This is a genomic window from Pseudomonas sp. MPB03, assembly GCF_046605385.1.
GTDB lineage: Bacteria > Pseudomonadota > Gammaproteobacteria > Pseudomonadales > Pseudomonadaceae > Aquipseudomonas > Aquipseudomonas zanjanensis.
The window spans coordinates 5,133,915-5,153,754 of sequence record NZ_CP176770.1 but is presented as its reverse complement, the minus strand read 5'-3'; the positions used below and the strand labels follow the sequence as shown (position 1 = coordinate 5,153,754).

Below are 19,840 nucleotides of genomic sequence, written 5' to 3'. Positions count from 1 at the left end.
GACCTTGAAACAGTTGCCATCCGCAGGGGCGGTCTGGGCTTGGGGAAATGCGATGTTTCAGTTGGACAGAAGCAAGAAAAGCGCTTGAATTCTCTGCCCGACTTGTGTTTGGTTTTTGGCCTGAAACCCTACATGTAGGGTTTTTTGCGCGGCGGGCTACAAGATAATGCGTTTTGGGGGGGTATGCAACGTACTACCTGTGGATAAGCCTGTGCGTAATTTGTGTGCGAAACGCGGAACAGCTCTGTAGGCCGCGACCTAGCTGGAGTGGACCTTTTTTCATTGGTTTTCGACGATTCGAAAACAGCTTGAAGGTTTTTGCGGGCGCGGACGTTACCACAGAAAACCCACCCGATCGAAACGCATTTGTCTGCTTGTTTTCTGCGCAGGCGACGTTTATACAATCGGCCCATGCATGGGTGTGTTTATCCTCCTTTAACATGACAAAAAGATGGGTGGGAGGCACAGGACCCAACCTGTGGGAGCGAGCTTGCTCGCGATAGCGGCCGACCAGTTGCAGGGAGGCTGGCAGACACATCGCCATCGCGAGCAAGCTCGCTCCCACGGGGTTCGTGCCTTGTCAGTGATATTGGCAACATGCCTCTCTTTATTTAGCTAATCAGCCAAAAGGTCCCCCAGTGGAACAAGAAGCCTGGCAGGTATTGATCGTCGAGGATGACCAGCGTCTGGCCGAGCTGACCCGGGAATACCTCGAAAGCAACGGATTGCGTGTCGCCATCGAAGGCGACGGCGCGGTGGCGGCGGCGCGGATCATTGCCGAGCAGCCGGACCTGGTGGTCCTCGACCTGATGCTGCCCGGCGAAGACGGCCTGAGCATTTGCCGTAAAGTGCGCCAGCAGTATGACGGGCCGATCCTGATGCTCACCGCTCGCACCGACGACACCGATCAGATCCAAGGCCTGGACCTGGGCGCCGATGACTACGTCTGCAAGCCGGTTCGCCCGCGTCTGCTCTTGGCGCGCATCCAGGCCCTGCTGCGGCGCAGCGAGCCGGAGCCGAGTACGGCGCAGAAGCCGCGGCGCCTGCAATTCGGCCCGCTGGTGGTCGACGATGCCCTGCGCGAAGCCTGGTTGCAGGGCAACGGTATCGAGCTGACCAGCGCCGAATTCGACCTGTTGTGGCTGCTGGTGTCCAATGCCGGGCGCATCCTGTCCCGGGAAGAAATCTTCACCGCCCTGCGCGGCATTGGTTATGACGGCCAGGACCGTTCCATCGACGTGCGCATTTCGCGCATCCGCCCCAAGATCGGCGACGACCCGGACCATCCACGGCTGATCAAGACCATCCGCAGCAAGGGCTACCTGTTCGTTCCTGAAGCTTGCGTAGACCTGGCGCCGTGAATTCGATCTTCCTGCGTATTTACGGCGGCATGTGCGCCGCGCTGGTGTTGGTGGCGGTCCTCGGTGTGCTGGCCCTGCACCTGCTCAACCAGACCCGCGGCGAGCAATACCGCGAGCGCCTGGCCCACGGCACGTTTTCGTTGATGGCCGACAACCTGCGGCCGATGAACGACACCGAGCGCCGCCGGGCGCTGGCAGTGTGGGAGCGCCTGCTGGGCATTCCCCTGGCGTTGCAGACCTTCACCCAGACCGACCTTGACCTCGGCCAGCGCACCCGTGTGCTGCGCGGCCAGGCGCTGGTCGAGCAGACCGGGCCGCACGCGGCAAAAGTCTACCGGTTGGTCAATGATGCCGAGCAATTGATGTTGGTGGGGGAGGTCCAGCAGATCAGCGAGCAACTGGCCCGCGCGACCATTTACCTGTTGGCCGACGAACTGGTGCGTTACCCGGTGGCCGAGCAACCCAAGCGGTTGGCGCAACTGGAGCAGGAAAAAGGCTTTGGTTTCGACCTGCGACTCATGACCGCCGAGCAGGCTGACATGGACGAAGACCAGCGCCGTCGGGTGTCCGAGGGCGATACGGTGATGGCCCTGGGCAAGGGCGGCGACTCCATCCGGGTCTTCGCTGGCATGGTCGGTACGCCGTGGGTACTGGAGATCGGCCCGCTGTACCAGATGAACCCTTATCCGCCGCAATGGCTGGTGTTGATCGCGGCGCTGGGCTTGAGTCTGATCGGCTTGATCGTCTATCTGTTGGTGCGTCAGTTGGAGCGACGGTTGCGTGGCCTGGAATCGGCCGCCACCCAGATCGCCCAGGGCAGCCTGGAAACCCGGGTGCCCGCCCGAGGCGCCGACTCGGTCGGGCGACTGGCTGCGGCGTTCAACGGCATGGCCGAACACCTGCAGCAACTGTTGGCGATCCAGCGCGAGCTGGTGCGGGCGGTGTCCCACGAATTGCGCACCCCGGTGGCGCGCCTGCGCTTCGGCCTGGAAATGCTCGGCAGCGCCACCACGCCCCAGGCCCGGGACAAATACCTGGCGGGCATGGACCACGACATCGAAGACCTGGATCGGCTTGTGGACGAAATGCTCACCTACGCGCGACTGGAACAAGGTTCACCGGCCTTGAATTTCCAGCGGGTGGATCTGGATGCGCTGGTCAATCAGGTGATCGATGAACTGGGACCGTTGCGGGCCGGGATCACCGTTGAACGCGGTCTCTGCCTGTCGGCCGCTGATTGCGACGGCGCCTGGGTCGAGGCCGAGCCACGCTTCCTGCATCGCGCGTTGCAGAATCTGGTGGGCAATGCCATGCGCCACGCCCATTCCAAGGTCACGGTCAGTTACCAGGTGGGCCAGTTGCGCTGCCGGGTGGATGTGGAAGACGACGGGCCCGGCGTGCCGGAAGCGGCGTGGGAGCGAATTTTCAAGCCGTTCCTGCGCCTGGACGACAGTCGCGCCCGTGCGTCGGGCGGCCATGGGCTGGGGTTGTCGATCGTGCGGCGGATCATCCACTGGCACGACGGCAGGGCGCTGATCGGCAAGAGCAAGAGCCTGGGTGGGGCGTGTTTCAGCTTGAGTTGGCCGAGGCATCAGGACAGGTCTTGATATATGCGGCGCCTGTGCTGGCCTCATCGCGAGCAAGCTCGCTCCCACAGTGGATTTATGTTGTGGCCAAAACTTGAGGCCATCCCAAATAATCCTGTGGGAGCGAGCTTGCTCGCGATGAGGCCCTCCCAGACACCAAAAAATCTCAGGCCCTGATCCCCACCAGGCTCAACAGCTGCCCATCCTTCACCCCAAACTGCGCCTGCAATTCACTGCCATGGTGCCATTCGGTCGACAGGTCCGTCAGCAAGCGCAGCCGCACCTGGCCGTCATGTGTCCAGTCCAGCACCTCGGCATGCTCGAAATAAAAACGCTGCCTGACAATGGGGTACAGCGCCTTGAACAGACTTTCCTTCACTGAAAAGGTCAGGGTCACCAACAAGGCCTGGTCATCACGGGCGAGCCGGGTCATGCGTTGCAGCTCTGGCGAGGTCAGGATTTCACCGGCCAGGCGTTCGGCGCGTTCGGGGTCGAGCAGGTTCTCCACGTCCATGCCCAAGCCTTGCCAGTGTTCTTTTTTCGCGACGATGGCCGCTGCCCGGCCCGTGCTGTGGGTGATCGAGCCGCTGATATGCGCCGGCCACACCGGGGCGCGGTCTTCGCCAATGGCCGGTACGCAAATCTGGCCGTCGAGTCGCTGCAACGCCGCCCGAGCGCAGATCCGCCCGGCCAGGAACTCTGCCTGACGCTTGGCCACTGAACGCTGGATGCTCGCCGGCGGCTCGATGACGCTGTTGGTGAAGTCGGCGCCCACCAGCAACAACGGGTCGAAGCGGGTGCTCAGCAGCACCGTATCGGGCAGGGCGTCGGGCAATAGCCAGTGCTCATCCAGGGGCGAGCAACAGGCGGGGAGGGTGGGGAGTGTCTTCATGCCGGGCATTTTGCCGGGTTGGTGGAAGGCTGGGTAGTGGGGGGCGCGTGTATGGGGCAGAGGCTGGCTTTTGTGGCGAGGGAGCTTGCTCCCGCTGGGCTGCGAAGCGGCCCCAAAAGATCTGTGAGCGCTACGCACTCAAGCGGGAGCAAGCTCCCTCGCCACAAAAACATCATTTTTTCATCTGAAAGAAGTGTGCTCAGCCAAAGATTTTCTTGAAGAATTTCTGCATATCCGCCCACGATTTCTCATCGGCTTCCTTGTTGTAGGCGATGTCCGGTCCGCCATGGTCGCCGTGGCTCAAGCGGTCGGCGTCGGGGTTGCTGAAACCGTGCTTGGCGCCTTCGAGGTTGACGAATTTATAGTCGGCACCGGCCTTGTCCATCTCGCTCTTGAACGCGGTCACGTTGTCCTGGGTAACCATGCTGTCCAGGGCACCATGCTCCACCAGCACCTTGGCCTTGACGCTGCCTGGCGTGGCCGGGGTGTTGGTCACCAGCGCACCGTGGAAGCTCACCACGCCGGCCAGCGGCACACCCTGGCGCGCCGCGTCGAGCACGACTTTGCCGCCGAAGCAGTAGCCAATGGCGGCGAGTTTGTCCGGATCGGTCTGGGGCTGTTTCTTCAGCAGGTCGAGACCGGCCTGGAAGCGGGCGCTGGCCGCCTTGCCGTCCTTGAGCGCCGCCTGCATGAAGGCCATGGCGTCCTTGGGGTGCTCGGTGTTCTTGCCGTCGCCGTACATGTCGATGGCCAGGGCGCTGTAGCCCAGGCCCGCGAGATCACGGGCGCGGCGCTTGGCGTAATCGTTCAGCCCCCACCATTCATGCACCACCACCACGCCTGGGCGCGGGCCTTTGACGGCGTCGTCATAAGCGTAATAACCGATCAGCTGGGTGCCGTCGGCACTGGTGTAGGGGATCTCCTGGGTCTGGATGGCGGCGTGGCTCACACCGCTCATGGCCAGAAGTACAACAGCTAGCAGCCTGCGCATGACGGATCTCCTTATAAAAAGTGGTCCGCACAGATTAGCCGATTCATTCAGCGCCGGTTCAGAGAACGTTCAACGGGTGTTCAGGGACCGCTGGTTAAGGTGACGGCGACTCCACAACACATCCACGCTGCAAAGGAACTTGATCATGACTGCTATGAAAAAACTGCTGCTGGCTTTCACCGTGCTGGGCGCCAGCGCCATGGCCCACGCCGATGACAATTTCGCCAGCCTGACCCTGGGCCAGACCAGCGACAAGGTGAAGAAGTCCGACGCCTTGGACAGCGCCCTGAACAACCCGAACGCCGACGGCATCATCGGCAAGGACACCACTTATGGCCTGCGACTGGGCAAGCAGAACGACCAGGGCCGCTACTACGCCACCTACGACAACGTCTCTGGCACCCACAACGGCATCAAGTTGCGCCAGGAAAACCTGTTGGGCAGCTACGATGTGTTCTATCCGGTCACCGGCAGCACCAAACTGTTCGGTGGCGGCACGGCGGGCCTGACCAAGCTGACCCAGGATTCGCCTGGCTTCAGTCGCGACAGCGACATCGGCTACGCGGTGGGCTTGCAGGGCGGCGTGCTGCAACAAATTTCGCAAAACACCTCGATTGAACTGGGTTACCGTTACCTGCGCAGCAACGCCAGCACCGAGATGAGCCCGCACGGTGGCGCCAAGGTTGGCTCGCTGGACCTGACCAGCAGCGCCCAGACCTACCTGTCCGCCAACTACACGTTCTAAGCAGGCGAGGGCACGGTGAGGAAATCCAGCCGGATCGGTCGAAGACGATCCGGCGCCTTTCGTTGAGGTGCGCCGCGCCGGATTGTTTGATTTGCCTGGGGAGAGGCTCCATGAAATTACTGGTCGTCGAAGACGAAGCGCTGTTGCGTCATCACCTGCAAACCCGGCTCACCGACAGCGGCCATGTGGTGCAGGCCGTGGCCAATGCCGAAGAGGCCTTGTACCAGGCCCGGGAGTTCAACCATGACCTGGCGGTGATCGACCTGGGCCTGCCCGGCATCAGCGGGCTGGAGCTGATCCGCCGGCTGCGCGCCCAGGACAAGACGTTTCCGATCCTGATCCTGACCGCCCGCGGCAACTGGCAGGACAAGGTCGAAGGCCTGGCCGCCGGTGCCGACGACTACGTGGTCAAGCCGTTCCAGTTCGAAGAGCTGGAGGCTCGGTTGAACGCCCTGTTGCGCCGCTCCAGCGGCTTCACCCAGTCGACCATCGTCGCCGGGCCGTTGCTGCTGGACCTCAACCGCAAGCAGGCGTCCCTCGACGAGGAGCCGCTGGCGTTGACCGCCTACGAATACCGCATCCTCGAGTACCTGATGCGTCACCACCAGCAGGTGGTGGCCAAGGACCGCTTGATGGAGCAGCTTTACCCCGACGACGGCGAGCGCGATCCCAATGTCATCGAAGTGCTGGTAGGACGCCTTCGCCGTAAGCTGGAGGCCCCGGCCGGCTTCAAGCCAATCGACACCGTGCGGGGCCTGGGTTATCTGTTCAACGAGCGCTGCCAGTGATTCGTTCGCTTCGGCTGCGGCTGATGCTGGCCGCCATGACCCTGGCGGTGCTGTTCATGCTAGCCTTGTTGCCGGCCATGCAAGGGGCGTTCAGCCTGGCCTTGCAAGAATCCATCGAGCAACGCCTGGCCTCGGACGTGACCACGCTGATTTCCGCCGCCCGGGTGGAAAACAACCGCTTGAAGATGCCGGCGCAGTTGCCCGATGAACGCTTCAACCTCGCCGACGCCCGCCTGCTGGGCTACATCTATGATCGCGAGGGGCGGCTGGTCTGGCGGTCGAAAGCGACCCAGGAAGAAAACATCAACTACACGCCGCGTTATGACGGCCAGGGCAACCAGTTCGCCCGCATTCGCGAGAGCAATGGCCAGGAGTTTTTTGTTTATGACGTCGAGATCAAGCTGCTCGGCGGCCAGAGCGCGGCGTTCAGCATCGTCACCCTGCAACCGGTGCGCGACTACGAGGTGACCTTGCAGGGACTGCGGGACAATCTCTACCTGGGCTTTGGCGCGGCCCTGGCGGTGTTGCTGGCGCTGTTGTGGATCGGCCTGACCTGGGGCCTGCGGGCGTTGCGGCGCCTGAGCCAGGAGCTGGACGAAATCGAAAGCGGGGCCCGGGAAAGCCTCAGCACCGAGCACCCCCGGGAACTGTTGCGCCTGACCGGCTCCCTCAACCGCTTGCTTTATAGCGAGCGGGAACAGCGCAGCCGTTATCGCGACTCCCTCGATGACTTGGCCCACAGCCTGAAAACCCCGCTGGCGGTGTTGCAGGGCGTCAGCGAAGACATGGCCCGGCGCCCCGAGGACCGTGGCCAGGCCTGGGTGCTGCAAACCCAGATCGAGCGCATGAGCCAGCAGATCGGCTACCAATTGCAGCGCGCCAGCTTGCGTAAGAGCGGGCTGGTGCGTCATCAGGTGCGCTTGCGCCCGGTGCTGCAAAGCCTGTGCGACACCTTGGACAAGGTCTATCGCGACAAGCGGGTCACCGTCAGCTTCGATCTGCCGGAGCACTGCCAGGTGCCGATCGAACAGGGTGCCTTGCTGGAAATGCTCGGTAACCTGCTGGAGAACGCCTATCGGCTGTGCCTGGGCGAGGTGCGCGTGAGCATGCACCAGACCCTCGGCGGCACCGAGTTGAGTGTCGAGGACGACGGGCCGGGCGTGCCGCCGGATCAACGGGCGCGGATTCTCCAGCGTGGCGAGCGGCTGGATCGCCAGCATCCGGGGCAGGGCATTGGCCTGGCGGTGGTCAAGGACATCATCGACAGCTACGGCGCCCGCTTGACCCTGGGGGATTCAGAGCTGGGCGGGGCGGCGTTCCGGATTCACTTTCCGGTGGTTTGACTGGAATATTTTCGGTGTGTTTGCTGGCCTCATCGCGAGCAAGCTCGCTCCCACACTGGATTTTCGGCGCACACAAATCCCCTGTGGGAGCGAGCTTGCTCGCGATGAGGCCAGCCAGCACACCACAAAAAACCAATCCAGAAAATCAGCTCTCCAACTCCCGATAAGCCCCCGGCGTCACACCCGTCCACTTCTTGAACGCCCGGTGAAACGCCGAAGGTTCGGAGAAACCCAACTCCTCGGCAATCTGCTGCAACGACAGCTCGGCACGCCCCAGATGGTAGATGGCGATATCCCGCCGCAGTTGATCCTTGAGTTCCTGGAAGCTGGTGCCTTCCTCTCGCAGATGCCGGCGCAAAGTCTGCGGGCTGATGTGCAAATGGGCGGCGACGGTGTCCAGGTCGGGCCAGCGCGCCGTGTCGCGGCTGAGCAGGCGGCGCAGCTGGCTGCTGAGGCTGTGGCCATCGTCCGGGCGCGACAGCAGGTCGGCGGGGGAGTGTTCGAGGAAATGCTTGAGGGTGCGTTCGTCCTGCAACAGCGGCATGTCCAGGTAGCGGCTGTGGAACAACAGGCTGCTGCCGGGTGCGTCGAACGCCAATGGGTAGGGGAACAACAAGTCGTACTCAGCCGCGTGGGCGGGCTTGGTGTAGCCGAACGTCACCTGCTCCAGGCCGATCCGCTGGCCGATCAGCCAACTGGCGAGGCGATGCCAGACCACCAGCAGGCTTTCGGTCAGGAAGTGATCCGGGTCCCACAGCGTCGAATCGTCCAGTACCAGCCGCACGCGTTCGCCTTCGGTTTCCAGCGTCAGGCGCGGGGCGTCGGGGAATAACCCATAGAACAACAAGCCGCGCTGCAGGGCCTTGCCCAGGGTCCGACAGTGGATCAACGCGTGACACATCATCGCAAACGTCCCGGGTTTACTCGGTGCCCGGCCGAACCCCAAATATTCGTCCTCCATTGCCAGCCACAGGGCCTGCAACAGGCGGGCGAACTGCTCCGGCGCAATCCGCGCGCGCGGCTCATCCAAGAGTTCGGGGCTGATGCCCAGCTGTTGCAGCAAAGGCAAATAGTCGAAGCCTTGCCGACGCGCACCGCCCAAGGCGGCGCGGGCGAAGTGGCTGGCGATCGTGCGTTGGCGCATGGCAGAAATCCGTCCGTTAAGCGGGCGATGGTAGCAGGGGGCCGAGGTTGGACAAGGCGGATATCCGCCAAATCCCGGAGTGATAAACACCCTGTTGGCGGAAATCCGCCATGTTCTGCCGCCGTGTTTAACCGCTGAGGAATCCACAACGCCTTCTGTAATAACGGTTGTAGGGCATTTCCAGAAAATGGCACGGGCTTTGCGATAGAGCCTGCAGGTCTGCCGCGTGCAGCCGAACAAAACAAATCCCTCCAGTGCAGGAGGGTTCGCAATTGAGGTGCCGTGGACGACAGGTGGAAGTCGTCATGCGGGACTCTTGAGGAAGGTTTGCCATGACGACTCGTCAGCCACTGTACAAATCCCTGTATTTCCAGGTGATCGTAGCCATTGCCATCGGCATTTTGCTCGGCCACTTCTACCCGCAGACCGGTGTTGCCCTCAAGCCATTCGGCGACGGGTTCATCAAACTGATCAAAATGGTCATCGCTCCCATCATCTTCTGTACCGTCGTCAGTGGTATCGGCGGCATGCAGAACATGAAATCGGTGGGCAAGACCGGCGGCTACGCGCTGCTGTACTTTGAAATCGTCTCCACCATTGCCCTGCTGATCGGCCTGGTCGTGGTCAACGTCGTGCAACCAGGCGCCGGCATGCACATCGACGTGTCGACCCTGGACACCAGCAAGATCGCTGGTTTCATCAATGCCAGTAAAGACCAGAGCATCATCGCCTTCATCCTCAACGTGATCCCGAACACCATCGTGGGCGCGTTCGCCAACGGCGACATCCTGCAAGTGCTGATGTTCTCGGTGCTCTTCGGTTTTGCCCTGCATCGCCTGGGTGCCTACGGCAAGCCGGTCCTGGACTTCATCGATCGCTTCGCCCACGTCATGTTCATCATCATCAACATGATCATGAAGCTGGCGCCTATCGGTGCGTTCGGTGCCATGGCCTTCACCATCGGCGCCTACGGTGTCGGTTCGCTGGTGCAACTGGGCCAGCTGATGATCTGCTTCTACATCACCTGCGTGGTGTTCGTGCTGGTAGTACTGGGCGCCATCTGCCGCGCCCACGGCTTCAGCGTCGTCAAGCTGATCCGCTACATCCGTGAAGAACTGCTGATCGTGCTGGGTACTTCCTCCTCGGAATCGGCCCTGCCGCGCATGCTGATCAAGATGGAACGCCTGGGTGCCAAGAAGTCGGTCGTAGGCCTGGTCATCCCGACGGGCTACTCGTTCAACCTCGACGGTACGTCGATCTACCTGACCATGGCTGCGGTGTTCATCGCCCAGGCCACCGACACCCCGATGGACCTGACTCACCAGATCACCCTGCTGCTGGTGCTGTTGCTGTCGTCCAAAGGTGCGGCTGGCGTGACCGGTAGCGGCTTCATCGTACTGGCGGCGACCCTGTCGGCCGTAGGCACCTTGCCGGTGGCTGGCCTGGCACTGATCCTGGGTATCGACCGCTTCATGTCCGAAGCCCGCGCCCTGACCAACCTGGTGGGCAACGCCGTTGCCACTATCGTGGTTGCCAAGTGGGTCAAGGAGCTGGACGAAGACCAGTTGCAGACCGAGCTGGCTTCCGGTGGTCGTGGTATCTCCGACGTCCGTGAAGATGACGAGCAGATCGCGGCGGCGCAGATTGCAGCGGCTGAAACCTCTGCTCCAGGCGCTATGAAGTAATCTTCAGGCTGCAATGAAAAACCCGCTTCGGCGGGTTTTTTATTGGTTCTCGATTTTGAAGCTGGCGCGCTTCTGTGGCCAGAGATTGCTCCCGCTGGGCTGCGCAGCGGCCCCCTGCGAATTACCTGAAGCTACGCGGTGGCAGATACATATTGGGGTTGCTTCGCAACCCAGCGGGAGCAAGCTCCCTCGCCACAATGGTCCCGGACTGAGCGGATTGGTCAGCCCGAACGATGCCCCCGGTGATTGCCCCACCCTCCATCCCTGCCTAGTCTTTCACCATCACCCTCTCGGAGATCGCCCATGCAAGGTCCACTGGCATCGCTCAAGGTTCTGGACTTCTCGACGCTGTTGCCCGGCCCGTTCGCCTCGCTGTTGTTGGCGGACTTGGGGGCCGAGGTGTTGCGCGTCGAGTCGCCGACCCGCCAAGACCTGCTGCGGGTGCTGCCGCCCCATGACCAAGGCGTATCGGCCAGCCATGCCTACCTCAACCGCAACAAGCGCAGCCTGGCCCTGGACCTCAAGCAGCCGGAAGCGTTGGAGGTGGTCACGCAGTTGCTGGGGGACTACGACATCCTGCTGGAACAGTTTCGCCCCGGCGTGATGGAGCGGCTGGGCCTGGGCTACGAGACCTTGAAGGCCATTAATCCGCGGCTGATCTACGTGTCGATCACCGGCTACGGCCAGACCGGCCCCTATAAGGACCGTGCCGGTCACGACATCAACTACCTGGCCCTGGCGGGGCTGGCCAGCCACACCGGCCGTGCCGGCAGCGGGCCGTTGCCGCTGGGGATCCAGGCGGCGGACATCGCCGGTGGTTCATTGCACGGCGTGATCGGGCTGCTAGCGGCAGTCATCGCCCGTCAGCAGACCGGGCAGGGCCAGCACCTGGACGTGAGCATGACCGACTGCGTGTTCAGCCTCAACGCCATGGCCGGCGCCGGTTACCTGGCCTGTGGCGTGGAACCGGGTTGGGAGAACCAGATGCTCAACGGCGGCAGCTTCTATGATTATTACCGCACCCGTGATGGTCGCTGGATGTCGGTGGGCAGCCTGGAGCCGGCCTTTATGCAGGCGTTGTGCGAGGCTTTGGGGCGGCCGGAATTGGCGGCCACGGGGTTGTCGCCCAAGCCTGAACAGCAACACATCCTCAAGCAGGCGTTGCAGGCCGAGTTCGAGAAACGCGATTTCGCCGAGCTGTGCAGTTTGTTTGCCGGGATCGATGCGTGTGTCGAGCCGGTGTTGAGCCTGGAAGAAGCCGTGCGGCATCCGCAGCTACAGGCTCGGGAACTGGTGACACAGGTGCCCCGTGGGGAGGGTTCAAGTCAGGCGCAGATGGCCTGTCCATTGAAGTTTTCCCAAGGGCTGCCCGAGCCTCGGCATATAGGGGCGAGGCTGGGGGCGCATACGGATCAGGTGTTGGGGGCGTTGGGGTTCAGTGTTGAGCGGATCGAAGCGTTGCGTAAGCGAGGGGTGGTTTTGTAGCGTCTATCAGGCCGCCATCGCGAGCAAGCTCGCTCCCACATTGGATCTTCGGCGTTCACAAAACCCCTGTGGGAGCGAGCTTGCTCGCGAAGGGGCCAGTCCAAGCACTACAAAAAATCGCTATTCGACTCGAGTCTCCCCACTGAACACCAAGGTACCGCGACAGCTGCGGCACAAATACCGCCGCCCCTGGCGCACCAGGCTGTGGCGCTGGGCCGTGAACGGAAAGTCGCTGCCGTCGCAAGGGCATTTATAGATATAGCGGGTCACGCTGCGGCGTTTGATTTCGTAGGTGTGGCAACGGTTGGGCGGCAGCTCGTACACCCCGCGCATGATCAGCTGCCATTCCTCGCCATGGGCTTGGATACGGTCGCCAAACAGTTGGTGGGCGATCAGGTGCGCGACTTCGTGGGCGACGGTCTGCTTGAGGAAGTCCTCGGCATTTTCCCGGTACAACTGAGGATTGAAGCGCAGCAGATTTTCATGCAGGTGCGCGACACCGGCCTTCTGGCCGCGCAATTTGAAGCTGACCACCGGGCGTTTGAAAGGACGTTTGAAAAAGGCTTCGGCTTGTTGGTAACACTCTTCGACGCGGGTATTGAGTTGCTCGAGCATGCTTTACGGGTCTCCAGAAGCCCGAGTATGCCGCAAGCGCCGGCCGTTGCGAATCGTCCAGGTGCCCAATGGTCGTTTCGCACACAGGAAGGCCGCCTTGCGGCGGCCTGTGTCGGCAGATCCTGCTTTTTTATGGGAGGGCGCTACGTCAGTTGGTATAGACCGGGCCGACGCCCAGCCCCCAGACGATCACTGTGAACGCCATGATGGCCACCAGCACCACCAGGCCGACGGCGAGCACCGAGCTGGAAAACAGAAAACCTTCGTCCTGGGGAATGTTCATGAACGTCGGCAAGCCGACGTACAACAGGTAGACCGTGTAGCAGATTGCTGCCGTGCCAACGATCATCCCCAGCCACATGTGCGGGTAGAGCGCCGCGAGGCCGCCGATGAACAAAGGGGTCGCGGTGTAGGTGGCGAACGCAACGCAACGGGCCAGGCTCGGATTGGCGTCATAGGTGCGCGCCATCCAGTGGATGAAGGCCCCCATGACCGCCACGCCGCCCAACATGGCCAGGTACGACATGATGGTCATCCACAGCGCGCTTTCCTGCGTGAGCATGACCGGTGGACGATTGCCGATGACCCATCCCACCTGCGTGGTGCCAATGAACGCCGAAACCGCGGGAATGGCCGCCAGGATCAGCGTGTGGGTGAGGTACATGTGGCTGATGCTTTCCTCCTGATCGCCACGGATTTCTTTCCATTCTTGATCAGGGTGGGTAAAGAGCCCCACGACATGATGGATCATAGTCAGTCACTCCTTTGTTATTGCCATCGCCCCCCAACGGAGCGCCTACGGGCCAAGTGGCCGGGTAAGTGAAGGTCTGTAAGTGTGTGCGACCTTATGCCGCAGTATAGAAAGGAGTTACCCCGAGGGGGATGGGGGGCTTAGAGCAAATCGCGCTGTAGCGGGACCGGTTAATCGCGGCTTGATCTGTATGCACAATTTCGCTGGCGAACAGATTCCCCTGTGGCGAGGGAGCTTGCTCCCGCTGGGTTGCGAAGCGACCCTCTGGGGCCGTCCTGTTGACGTCTGCTTCGCAGCCGAGCGGGAGCAAGCTCCCTCGCCACAAGGGCCGTGCCACAGCGGGGATTTTTTGCGTAAAATGCCGGCCTTTCGTCACACCTCACGGATTTCGCGTCATGGGCACTCTTACGGTCAACCAGAACAAACTGCAAAAGCGCCTGCGCCGCCTGGCCGGTGAGGCGGTCGCCGATTTCAACATGATCGAGGACGGCGACAAGGTCATGGTCTGCCTGTCCGGCGGCAAGGACAGCTACACCTTGCTCGACGTGCTGATGCATTTGCAGAAGGTGGCGCCGATCAAGTTCGACATCGTCGCGGTGAACATGGATCAGAAGCAGCCCGGGTTCCCCGAGCACGTGTTGCCGGCCTACCTTGAGTCGCTGGGCGTGGAATACCACATCGTCGAGAAAGACACCTATTCGGTGGTCAAGGAACTGATCCCCGAAGGCAAGACCACCTGTTCGCTGTGCTCACGCCTGCGCCGCGGCACGCTCTACACCTTCGCCGACGAGATTGGTGCGACCAAGATGGCGCTGGGGCACCACCGCGACGACATTGTCGAGACTTTCTTCCTGAACATGTTCTACAACGGTTCGCTCAAGGCCATGCCGCCCAAGCTGCGTGCCGATGACGGGCGCAACGTGGTCATTCGCCCGCTGGCCTATTGCAACGAGAAAGACATCCAGGCCTATTCGGATTTCAAGCAGTTCCCGATCATCCCCTGCAACCTGTGCGGCTCCCAGGAAAACCTGCAACGCCAGGTGGTCAAGGAAATGCTCCAGGAATGGGAACGCAAGACCCCGGGCCGCACCGAGAGCATTTTCCGCGGCTTGCAGAACGTCATTCCGTCGCAACTGGCGGACCGCAACCTGTTCGATTTCACCAACCTGCGCATCGACGAAAACGCCACGCCGCGGTTCGTCAATGTGGTGAACCTCTGACGGTCGCAGCGACGTCTATTCACGGCGCTTGCGAGCGCCGTTTTCATTTTTTAACCCAGGAGAGGGCATGCGCGATTACAAGTGGCTGCACGAGTACTGTCTGAACCGCTTCGGTTCGGCGGCTGAACTGGAAGCCCACCTGCCTGTTCCCAAGACCCCGGCGCAACTGCGCAAGATCAGCGACGACCGCTACCTCTCGACCATGGCGCTGCGAGTGTTCCGCGCCGGGCTCAAGCACAGCCTGGTGGACGCCAAGTGGCCGGCCTTCGAAGAAGTGTTCTTCAAGTTCGACCCGGAAAAAGTCGTGCTGATGAGCGCCGAACACCTGGAGCGGCTGATGCAGGACGCGCGGATCATCCGCCACCTGGGCAAGCTCAAGAGCGTACCGCGCAACGCGCAGTTGATCTTGGACGTGGCCCATGAAAAGGGCAGCTTCGGCGCGCTGGTCGCCGACTGGCCGGTGACCGATATCGTTGGCCTGTGGACCTACCTGAAGAAGCACGGCCATCAATTGGGCGGCCTGTCGGCGCCGCGCTTCTTGCGGATGATGGGCAAGGACACCTTCGTGCCCAGTTATGACGTGGTGGCGGCGCTCAACGCCCAGGACATCATCGAAAAAGTCCCCACCAGCCTGCGGGACCTGGCGACGGTGCAGAATGCCTTCAACCAGTGGCATGAAGAAAGCGGTGGGCGGCCGATGTCGCAGATATCGATGATGCTGGCTTACACAGTGAATCATTGAGACCGCGTCGCGCCAATCGTCGGATCGCCGCCCGGAGCAAGCTCGCTCCCACAGGGGATTTTCAGCGTTCAAAAATCCAGTGTGGGAGCGAGCTTGCTTGCGATGGCGGCCTATCAGGCAACGGAGGGTTCGCCTTCGCCAGCCAACCGCCGATTCAACTGAAACCGCCAGCGCACATACAGCAAGGCCGAGCAGAACACGGCCACGCTCGCCGCCATTTCCAGCACGCCGAACAGCTGCCGGTTCGGGTCATAGGCCGCCAATGCGCCCTTGATGAAATACAGGTTCACCACGAAGCACATCCACGAATGTCCACGGGCACTGCCGCTGAGCATGCCGGGTGCAAGTATCAGCAGCGGCACCAGTTCGATCAGCAGAATCACCCAGGGCCGGGCGCCGTGCAGGTCGGCGATCAGCAGGTAATACGCGCTGAGCAACCCCACCAGGCCGAAGAAGCACAGCAGGCTGAGGACGCGGGCCAGGCGTACGCGCGGTTCCAGCCATTGGATCGCAGGCAATATCTTCGGCTTCTTAGCCACGGCCGTTCTCCAGCAACAGGGCGGTTTTCGCCAGGCGCGAACCCAAGGCGCGGCAGAGGGCGACTTCATGCTCGTTCAAGCCACTTTTCCCGTCGGCCCCGGCGTGATGGCTCGGGCCGTAGGGCGTACCACCGCCCTGGGTGTCGATCAGGGCCGACTCGCTGTAGGGCAGGCCGGTGATCAGCATGCCGTGGTGCAGCAGTGGCAACATCATCGACAGCAGGGTGGTTTCCTGGCCGCCATGCAGGCTTGCCGTGGAGGTGAAAACCCCGGCCGGCTTGCCCACCAGCGCGCCGGTCAGCCACAGGTTGCTGGTGCCGTCGAGAAAGTACTTGAGCGGCGCGGCCATGTTGCCGAACCGGGTCGGGCTGCCCAGGGCCAGGCCGGCGCAGTTCTTCAGGTCATCGAGGCTGGCGTAGAGCGGGCCTTGCTCCGGAATGTCCGGGGACACCGCTTCGCACTCGGTGGAAATCGCCGGCACCGTACGCAGCCTGGCCTCCAGCCCGGCCTGCTCGACACCACGGGCGATCTGCCGGGCCATTTCGTTGGTGGAGCCGCTGCGGCTGTAATACAACACCAGGATATACGGCGTGGTCACGGCAGGATCTCCAGGATCTTTTCCGGCGGACGGCCGATCACGGCCTTATCACCGGCTTCCAGGATCGGCCGTTCCATGAGTTTCGGGTGGGCGGCGATGGCGGCGATCAACTGGTCCTGGCTCAGGCTTTCGTCGGCCAGGTTCAAGTCTTTGTATTCGTCCTCGCCGGTGCGCAGCAACTGCCGGGCGCTGATGCCGAGCTTGGCCAGCAGGCGTTCCAGTTGCGCGGCGTCGAGCGGAGTTTCCAGGTAGCGGACCACGGTCGGGTTCAGGCCGCGGGCCTGCAACAGTTCCAGCGCACCGCGGGATTTCGAGCAGCGCGGGTTGTGATAAAGCGTCAGATCGGTCATGAGCGGGTCGCATCTTGCGTAAGGTGGCGGCTATTCTACTGTGCCGCGAAGTCCCTAGCACCTTAGAGAGGCGAAGGGTCGCAGCAGCGTTCACATTCAGACAAGGATTGGCAGATGACAAGGCGATTGACGGCGGCACTGACATTCATGGGCATCCTGTTGCTCGCCGGTTGCGGAAACGACTACGGGGTGGACCAGAACGGCCAGGCTATCGCCTCCCAGCGGCTGGACAAACAATGGCTGGTGCTCAACTACTGGGCGGAGTGGTGCGCGCCGTGCCGCACCGAGATCCCTGAGTTCAATGCCCTCGCCGAACAGCTCAAGGGGCGCAACATCGGTGTGTTCGGGGTCAACTTCGACCAGGTGCAGGGCGAAGAACTCAAGAGTGCCAGCGACAAGATGGGGATTCGCTTCACGGTGCTGGCGCGAGACCCGGCCGAGATCTTCGACCTGCCTCGCAGCGAAGGGTTGCCGGTGACCTACATCATCGACAACCAGGGCAAGGTGCGCGAACAGTTGCTGGGAGAGCAGACGGCGGCGGGGGTGATGGCCAAGCTTGAGGCGTTGCAGGCACTCAAGTGATCCCCAACTGACATAGGGCGTTTGGTTATATAGGTTCTTTGTGACAGGGAGCTTTTGTGGCGAGGGAGCTTGCTCCCGCTGGGCCGCGAAGCGGCCCCAGATGTACCTGTCACGTTGATGTGTCAGACAGAATGGAGGGGGCCGCTGCGCAGCCCAGCGGGAGCAAGCTCCCTCGCCACAGGGTCAACCATGTCCCTGCGCAGGCTCAGGCCTCAGCCTTCCTCCAGCCACCACCGCAACGGCTTGCCCTGGGCCGGCCAGAAGCGCATTTGCTCGATGGGCGAGACGTCCCAGCGTTCGACCTTTTCCAAGGCCTGCAAGAAGCGCGTCTCCTGCTCCATCACCGCCGGGGCGCAGAGTTTGCGGGTGCTGCCGATCTTGCCGAAGCTCAAGCGGTGGCCTTCCAGGGTGTAGGGCGCGAACCAGTGGTTGCAGCCGCCGTTGCCGTAGGCGCGGCCGTCATCCCCAAGGGTGATGGTCAGGTGGCTGTAGTCCATCAATGGCCGCTCGCCGATCCACTCCAGGATGTAGCTGCGGTTAGGCTGCAACTGCACAGGTTCAGCGGCACACCCCATCAGGCTCATGCCGATCGACGCGGAGAGGGCCAAACGTTTCATCAGGCGGCTTCCTGGCATTTCGGGCACAGGTGTTTTTCACCCACGGTGGTCCAGCCCAGCTCGGCGATTCGTGCGGTGGCGGCCGGCTTCTCGGCCTTGACGCCAAGCTTGGCATCGACGGCGAATTCGAAGCTCAATTCTTTGGCGCAGCTATCGCAGTTGACCTGCCAGGTATGGATCGCCAGTTCGCCGAACACCGGGCCGGTGGTCATGGCGGTCCATTGGCCCATGGGCTTGAGCAGGTGCCGCACGGTGTCCACGGTCAGTCGCATGGACAAGTCCTTGCTGCCCTTGAGCGTGACGAGCAACACATCGTTGGCCTGGATCGAACCGCCATTGCCGGTGACCTGGTAGCGGCCCGGCGCCAGGGCGCGGACTTCGGTCAAGGTATGCTGCGGGTTCATCAGGGTGTAGCGGAAATCGTGTTCGGCCATGGGTCCTCCAAATAGGCGCGACATGCTAGCACGGGGCATGGGTTGGGATGGTCTCGATGGCGGCATCGGGAGATCGGGCCGACGAAACTCCATCCCCTGTGGGAGCGAGCTCGCTCGCGATAGCGGTGGGCCAGTCAACATGAATACTGACTGATCCGCCGCCATCGCGAGCAAGCTCGCTCCCACAGGGGGTGTGTTGGCTCGGGTTAGCTGTCTACCAGGTTTTGTGGCGTGCCAGCCGCCCAGGCGGCGATGTTGTCCAGGGTGGTCATGGCAATGGCGGCCAACGCCTCGTGGGTCAGGAACGCCTGGTGTGCGGTGACGATCACGTTGGGAAAAGTCAGCAGCCGTGCCAGCACGTCATCCTGCAAAGGCAGGTCTGAGCGGTCCTTGAAAAACAACTGGGCCTCCTCCTCGTACACATCCAGGCCCAGGTAGCCCAACTGGCCGCTTTTCAAGGCCGCGATCAGGGCCGGTGTGTCCACCAGGCCGCCGCGCCCGGTGTTGATCAGCATGGCGCCGCGTTGCATCGCGGCCAGCGTTCGGGCGTTGATCAGGTGTCGGCTCTGTTCGTTCAGTGGGCAGTGCAGGCTGATGATCTGTGCTTGCGCCAGCAATTCGTCCAAGGGCAAATAGCGGGCGCCCAAGGCTTCGACCTGCGGGTTGGGGTAGGGGTCGTAGGCCAGCAACTGGCAGCCGAAACCGGCCATGATCCGTGCGAACGTAGCGCCAATCTGCCCAGTGCCGATCACCCCGACGGTCTTGCCCACCAGGTCGAAGCCGGTCAGCCCATGGAGACTGAAATTGCCGTCCCGGGTGCGGTTGTAGGCGCGGTGCAGGCAACGATTGAGGGCCATGATCAACGCCACGGCATGTTCGGCCACGGCGTGAGGCGAATAGGCCGGGACCCGGACGATGCTCAAGCCCAGGCGCTTGGCGGCGAGCAGGTCGACGTGGTTGTAGCCGGCCGAGCGCAGGGCGATCAGTCGCGTGCCGCCTGCGGCCAGCCGCTCCAGCACCGGGGCGCTGAGGTCATCGTTGATGAAGGCGCACACCACGTCATGCCGTTCGGCCAGGGCCACGGTGTCCAGGTTCAGGCGGGCGGGCTGGAACTGCAACTGAAGGCCGGCGGGTGTCGGGGCCTGGGTGAAACTGTCGCGGTCGTAGGTCTGGCTGCTGAAAAAAATCACGCGCATGGCGGCCTCCTGGCAGAAAAAACAAGCCCGTAGGAGCTGTCGAGTGCAACGAGGCTGCGATCTTTGCGCTGACCATTGAATTGCAAGTGAAAGATCAAAAGATCGCAGCCTCGCTTCGCTCGGCAGCTCCTACAGTCCGGGGTAGGAGCATGGATTTTCAGCGATTCCGGTTCCAA

The 19,840-nt window shown here is 62.2% G+C and carries 21 protein-coding genes; 10 read left to right on the top strand and 11 right to left on the bottom strand.

The features are described from left to right. The first annotated feature begins 638 nt into the window (after nt 1-638). Both ACLH0I_RS22245 and ACLH0I_RS22240 read left to right on the top strand, forming a co-directional pair. Entirely contained in the window at nt 639-1,361 is a 723-nt protein-coding gene (locus tag ACLH0I_RS22245) for a response regulator (RefSeq protein ID WP_186707042.1), read from the top strand. Then, nucleotides 1,358-2,968, top strand: coding sequence for an ATP-binding protein (locus ACLH0I_RS22240; protein ID WP_208665517.1), 1,611 nt, complete (start codon nt 1,358-1,360; stop codon nt 2,966-2,968). The genes ACLH0I_RS22245 and ACLH0I_RS22240 overlap by 4 nt, the downstream gene beginning before the upstream one ends. Before the next feature lie 145 nt (nt 2,969-3,113). Here the strand turns inward: ACLH0I_RS22240 and ACLH0I_RS22235 are convergent, their stop codons facing one another. Next, nucleotides 3,114-3,839, bottom strand: coding sequence for a 4'-phosphopantetheinyl transferase family protein (locus ACLH0I_RS22235; RefSeq protein ID WP_411385400.1), 726 nt, complete (start codon nt 3,837-3,839; stop codon nt 3,114-3,116). Nucleotides 3,840-4,038: 199 nt separating this feature from the next. After that, on the bottom strand, nt 4,039-4,830 hold the full coding sequence (locus tag ACLH0I_RS22230) for a dienelactone hydrolase family protein (RefSeq protein WP_411385399.1): 792 nt from the start codon (nt 4,828-4,830) through the stop codon (nt 4,039-4,041). 145 nt (nt 4,831-4,975) lie between these two features. On the opposite strand from ACLH0I_RS22230, the gene ACLH0I_RS22225 reads away from it, so the two are divergent. The 3 genes from ACLH0I_RS22225 to ACLH0I_RS22215 all read left to right on the top strand — a co-directional run bounded on the left by ACLH0I_RS22225 (nt 4,976) and on the right by ACLH0I_RS22215 (nt 7,706). After that, on the top strand, nt 4,976-5,575 hold the full coding sequence (locus tag ACLH0I_RS22225; protein WP_411385398.1) for a hypothetical protein: 600 nt from the start codon (nt 4,976-4,978) through the stop codon (nt 5,573-5,575). A 110-nt stretch (nt 5,576-5,685) separates the two neighbouring features. After that, nucleotides 5,686-6,363 carry a response regulator gene (locus ACLH0I_RS22220; protein WP_053124352.1) on the top strand — a complete coding sequence of 226 codons (678 nt, stop codon included), beginning with the start codon at nt 5,686-5,688 and terminating at the stop codon, nt 6,361-6,363. Then, nucleotides 6,360-7,706: an ATP-binding protein gene (locus ACLH0I_RS22215; protein WP_250964203.1), complete on the top strand. Its 1,347-nt coding sequence runs from the start codon at nt 6,360-6,362 to the stop codon at nt 7,704-7,706. Before ACLH0I_RS22220 ends, ACLH0I_RS22215 begins: the two co-directional genes overlap by 4 nt. Before the next feature lie 145 nt (nt 7,707-7,851). Here the strand turns inward: ACLH0I_RS22215 and ACLH0I_RS22210 are convergent, their stop codons facing one another. Further along, nucleotides 7,852-8,850 (bottom strand): AraC family transcriptional regulator, encoded by a 999-nt coding sequence (locus tag ACLH0I_RS22210; RefSeq protein WP_250964202.1) that lies wholly within the window; start codon nt 8,848-8,850, stop codon nt 7,852-7,854. Nucleotides 8,851-9,182: 332 nt separating this feature from the next. Here ACLH0I_RS22210 and ACLH0I_RS22205 point away from each other — a divergent pair, with 332 nt between their 5' ends. Both ACLH0I_RS22205 and ACLH0I_RS22200 read left to right on the top strand, forming a co-directional pair. Next, nucleotides 9,183-10,535 (top strand): dicarboxylate/amino acid:cation symporter, encoded by a 1,353-nt coding sequence (locus tag ACLH0I_RS22205; protein WP_186728810.1) that lies wholly within the window; start codon nt 9,183-9,185, stop codon nt 10,533-10,535. Between the two features lie 303 nt (nt 10,536-10,838). Further along, on the top strand, nt 10,839-12,020 hold the full coding sequence (locus ACLH0I_RS22200; RefSeq protein WP_411385397.1) for a CaiB/BaiF CoA transferase family protein: 1,182 nt from the start codon (nt 10,839-10,841) through the stop codon (nt 12,018-12,020). 120 nt (nt 12,021-12,140) lie between these two features. Here the strand turns inward: ACLH0I_RS22200 and ACLH0I_RS22195 are convergent, their stop codons facing one another. Both ACLH0I_RS22195 and ACLH0I_RS22190 read right to left on the bottom strand, forming a co-directional pair. Continuing rightward, nucleotides 12,141-12,635, bottom strand: coding sequence for a SprT family zinc-dependent metalloprotease (locus ACLH0I_RS22195; protein ID WP_250964199.1), 495 nt, complete (start codon nt 12,633-12,635; stop codon nt 12,141-12,143). A 148-nt stretch (nt 12,636-12,783) separates the two neighbouring features. Beyond that, nucleotides 12,784-13,386 (bottom strand): Yip1 family protein, encoded by a 603-nt coding sequence (locus ACLH0I_RS22190; protein WP_039591896.1) that lies wholly within the window; start codon nt 13,384-13,386, stop codon nt 12,784-12,786. A 395-nt stretch (nt 13,387-13,781) separates the two neighbouring features. Here ACLH0I_RS22190 and ttcA point away from each other — a divergent pair, with 395 nt between their 5' ends. Together ttcA and ACLH0I_RS22180 are read left to right on the top strand one after the other, a co-directional pair. Then, nucleotides 13,782-14,606: a tRNA 2-thiocytidine(32) synthetase TtcA gene (ttcA, locus tag ACLH0I_RS22185; RefSeq protein ID WP_003178962.1), complete on the top strand. Its 825-nt coding sequence runs from the start codon at nt 13,782-13,784 to the stop codon at nt 14,604-14,606. Nucleotides 14,607-14,673: 67 nt separating this feature from the next. Then, nucleotides 14,674-15,348 carry a DNA-3-methyladenine glycosylase I gene (locus ACLH0I_RS22180; RefSeq protein ID WP_411385396.1) on the top strand — a complete coding sequence of 225 codons (675 nt, stop codon included), beginning with the start codon at nt 14,674-14,676 and terminating at the stop codon, nt 15,346-15,348. Between the two features lie 113 nt (nt 15,349-15,461). Here ACLH0I_RS22180 and ACLH0I_RS22175 read toward each other — a convergent pair whose 3' ends face one another. From ACLH0I_RS22175 to arsC, 3 genes are read right to left on the bottom strand one after another with little or no spacing between them, the layout of a single operon-like run. Further along, nucleotides 15,462-15,887: a DUF2069 domain-containing protein gene (locus tag ACLH0I_RS22175; RefSeq protein ID WP_250964197.1), complete on the bottom strand. Its 426-nt coding sequence runs from the start codon at nt 15,885-15,887 to the stop codon at nt 15,462-15,464. After that, the gene (wrbA, locus tag ACLH0I_RS22170) at nt 15,880-16,485 is read right to left on the bottom strand and encodes an NAD(P)H:quinone oxidoreductase (protein WP_207965678.1); all 606 of its coding nucleotides are present in this window, start codon (nt 16,483-16,485) and stop codon (nt 15,880-15,882) included. The genes ACLH0I_RS22175 and wrbA overlap by 8 nt, the downstream gene beginning before the upstream one ends. Next, entirely contained in the window at nt 16,482-16,835 is a 354-nt protein-coding gene (gene arsC / locus ACLH0I_RS22165; protein ID WP_411385395.1) for an arsenate reductase (glutaredoxin), read from the bottom strand. Before arsC ends, wrbA begins: the two co-directional genes overlap by 4 nt. A gap of 114 nt (nt 16,836-16,949) precedes the next feature. Between arsC and ACLH0I_RS22160 the strand changes: the two genes are divergently transcribed. Beyond that, entirely contained in the window at nt 16,950-17,417 is a 468-nt protein-coding gene (locus ACLH0I_RS22160; RefSeq protein WP_250964195.1) for a TlpA family protein disulfide reductase, read from the top strand. Nucleotides 17,418-17,629: 212 nt separating this feature from the next. Here ACLH0I_RS22160 and ACLH0I_RS22155 read toward each other — a convergent pair whose 3' ends face one another. From ACLH0I_RS22155 to ACLH0I_RS22145, 3 genes are all read right to left on the bottom strand, one after another. Beyond that, a complete protein-coding gene (locus ACLH0I_RS22155; protein ID WP_186707027.1) occupies nt 17,630-18,034 on the bottom strand; it encodes an META domain-containing protein in 405 nt (134 codons plus the stop codon). Next, on the bottom strand, nt 18,034-18,468 hold the full coding sequence (locus ACLH0I_RS22150; protein WP_003204688.1) for a hypothetical protein: 435 nt from the start codon (nt 18,466-18,468) through the stop codon (nt 18,034-18,036). Before ACLH0I_RS22150 ends, ACLH0I_RS22155 begins: the two co-directional genes overlap by 1 nt. Nucleotides 18,469-18,674: 206 nt before the next feature. Then, on the bottom strand, nt 18,675-19,664 hold the full coding sequence (locus ACLH0I_RS22145) for a 2-hydroxyacid dehydrogenase (protein ID WP_411385394.1): 990 nt from the start codon (nt 19,662-19,664) through the stop codon (nt 18,675-18,677). Between the last annotated feature and the right edge of the window lie 176 nt (nt 19,665-19,840).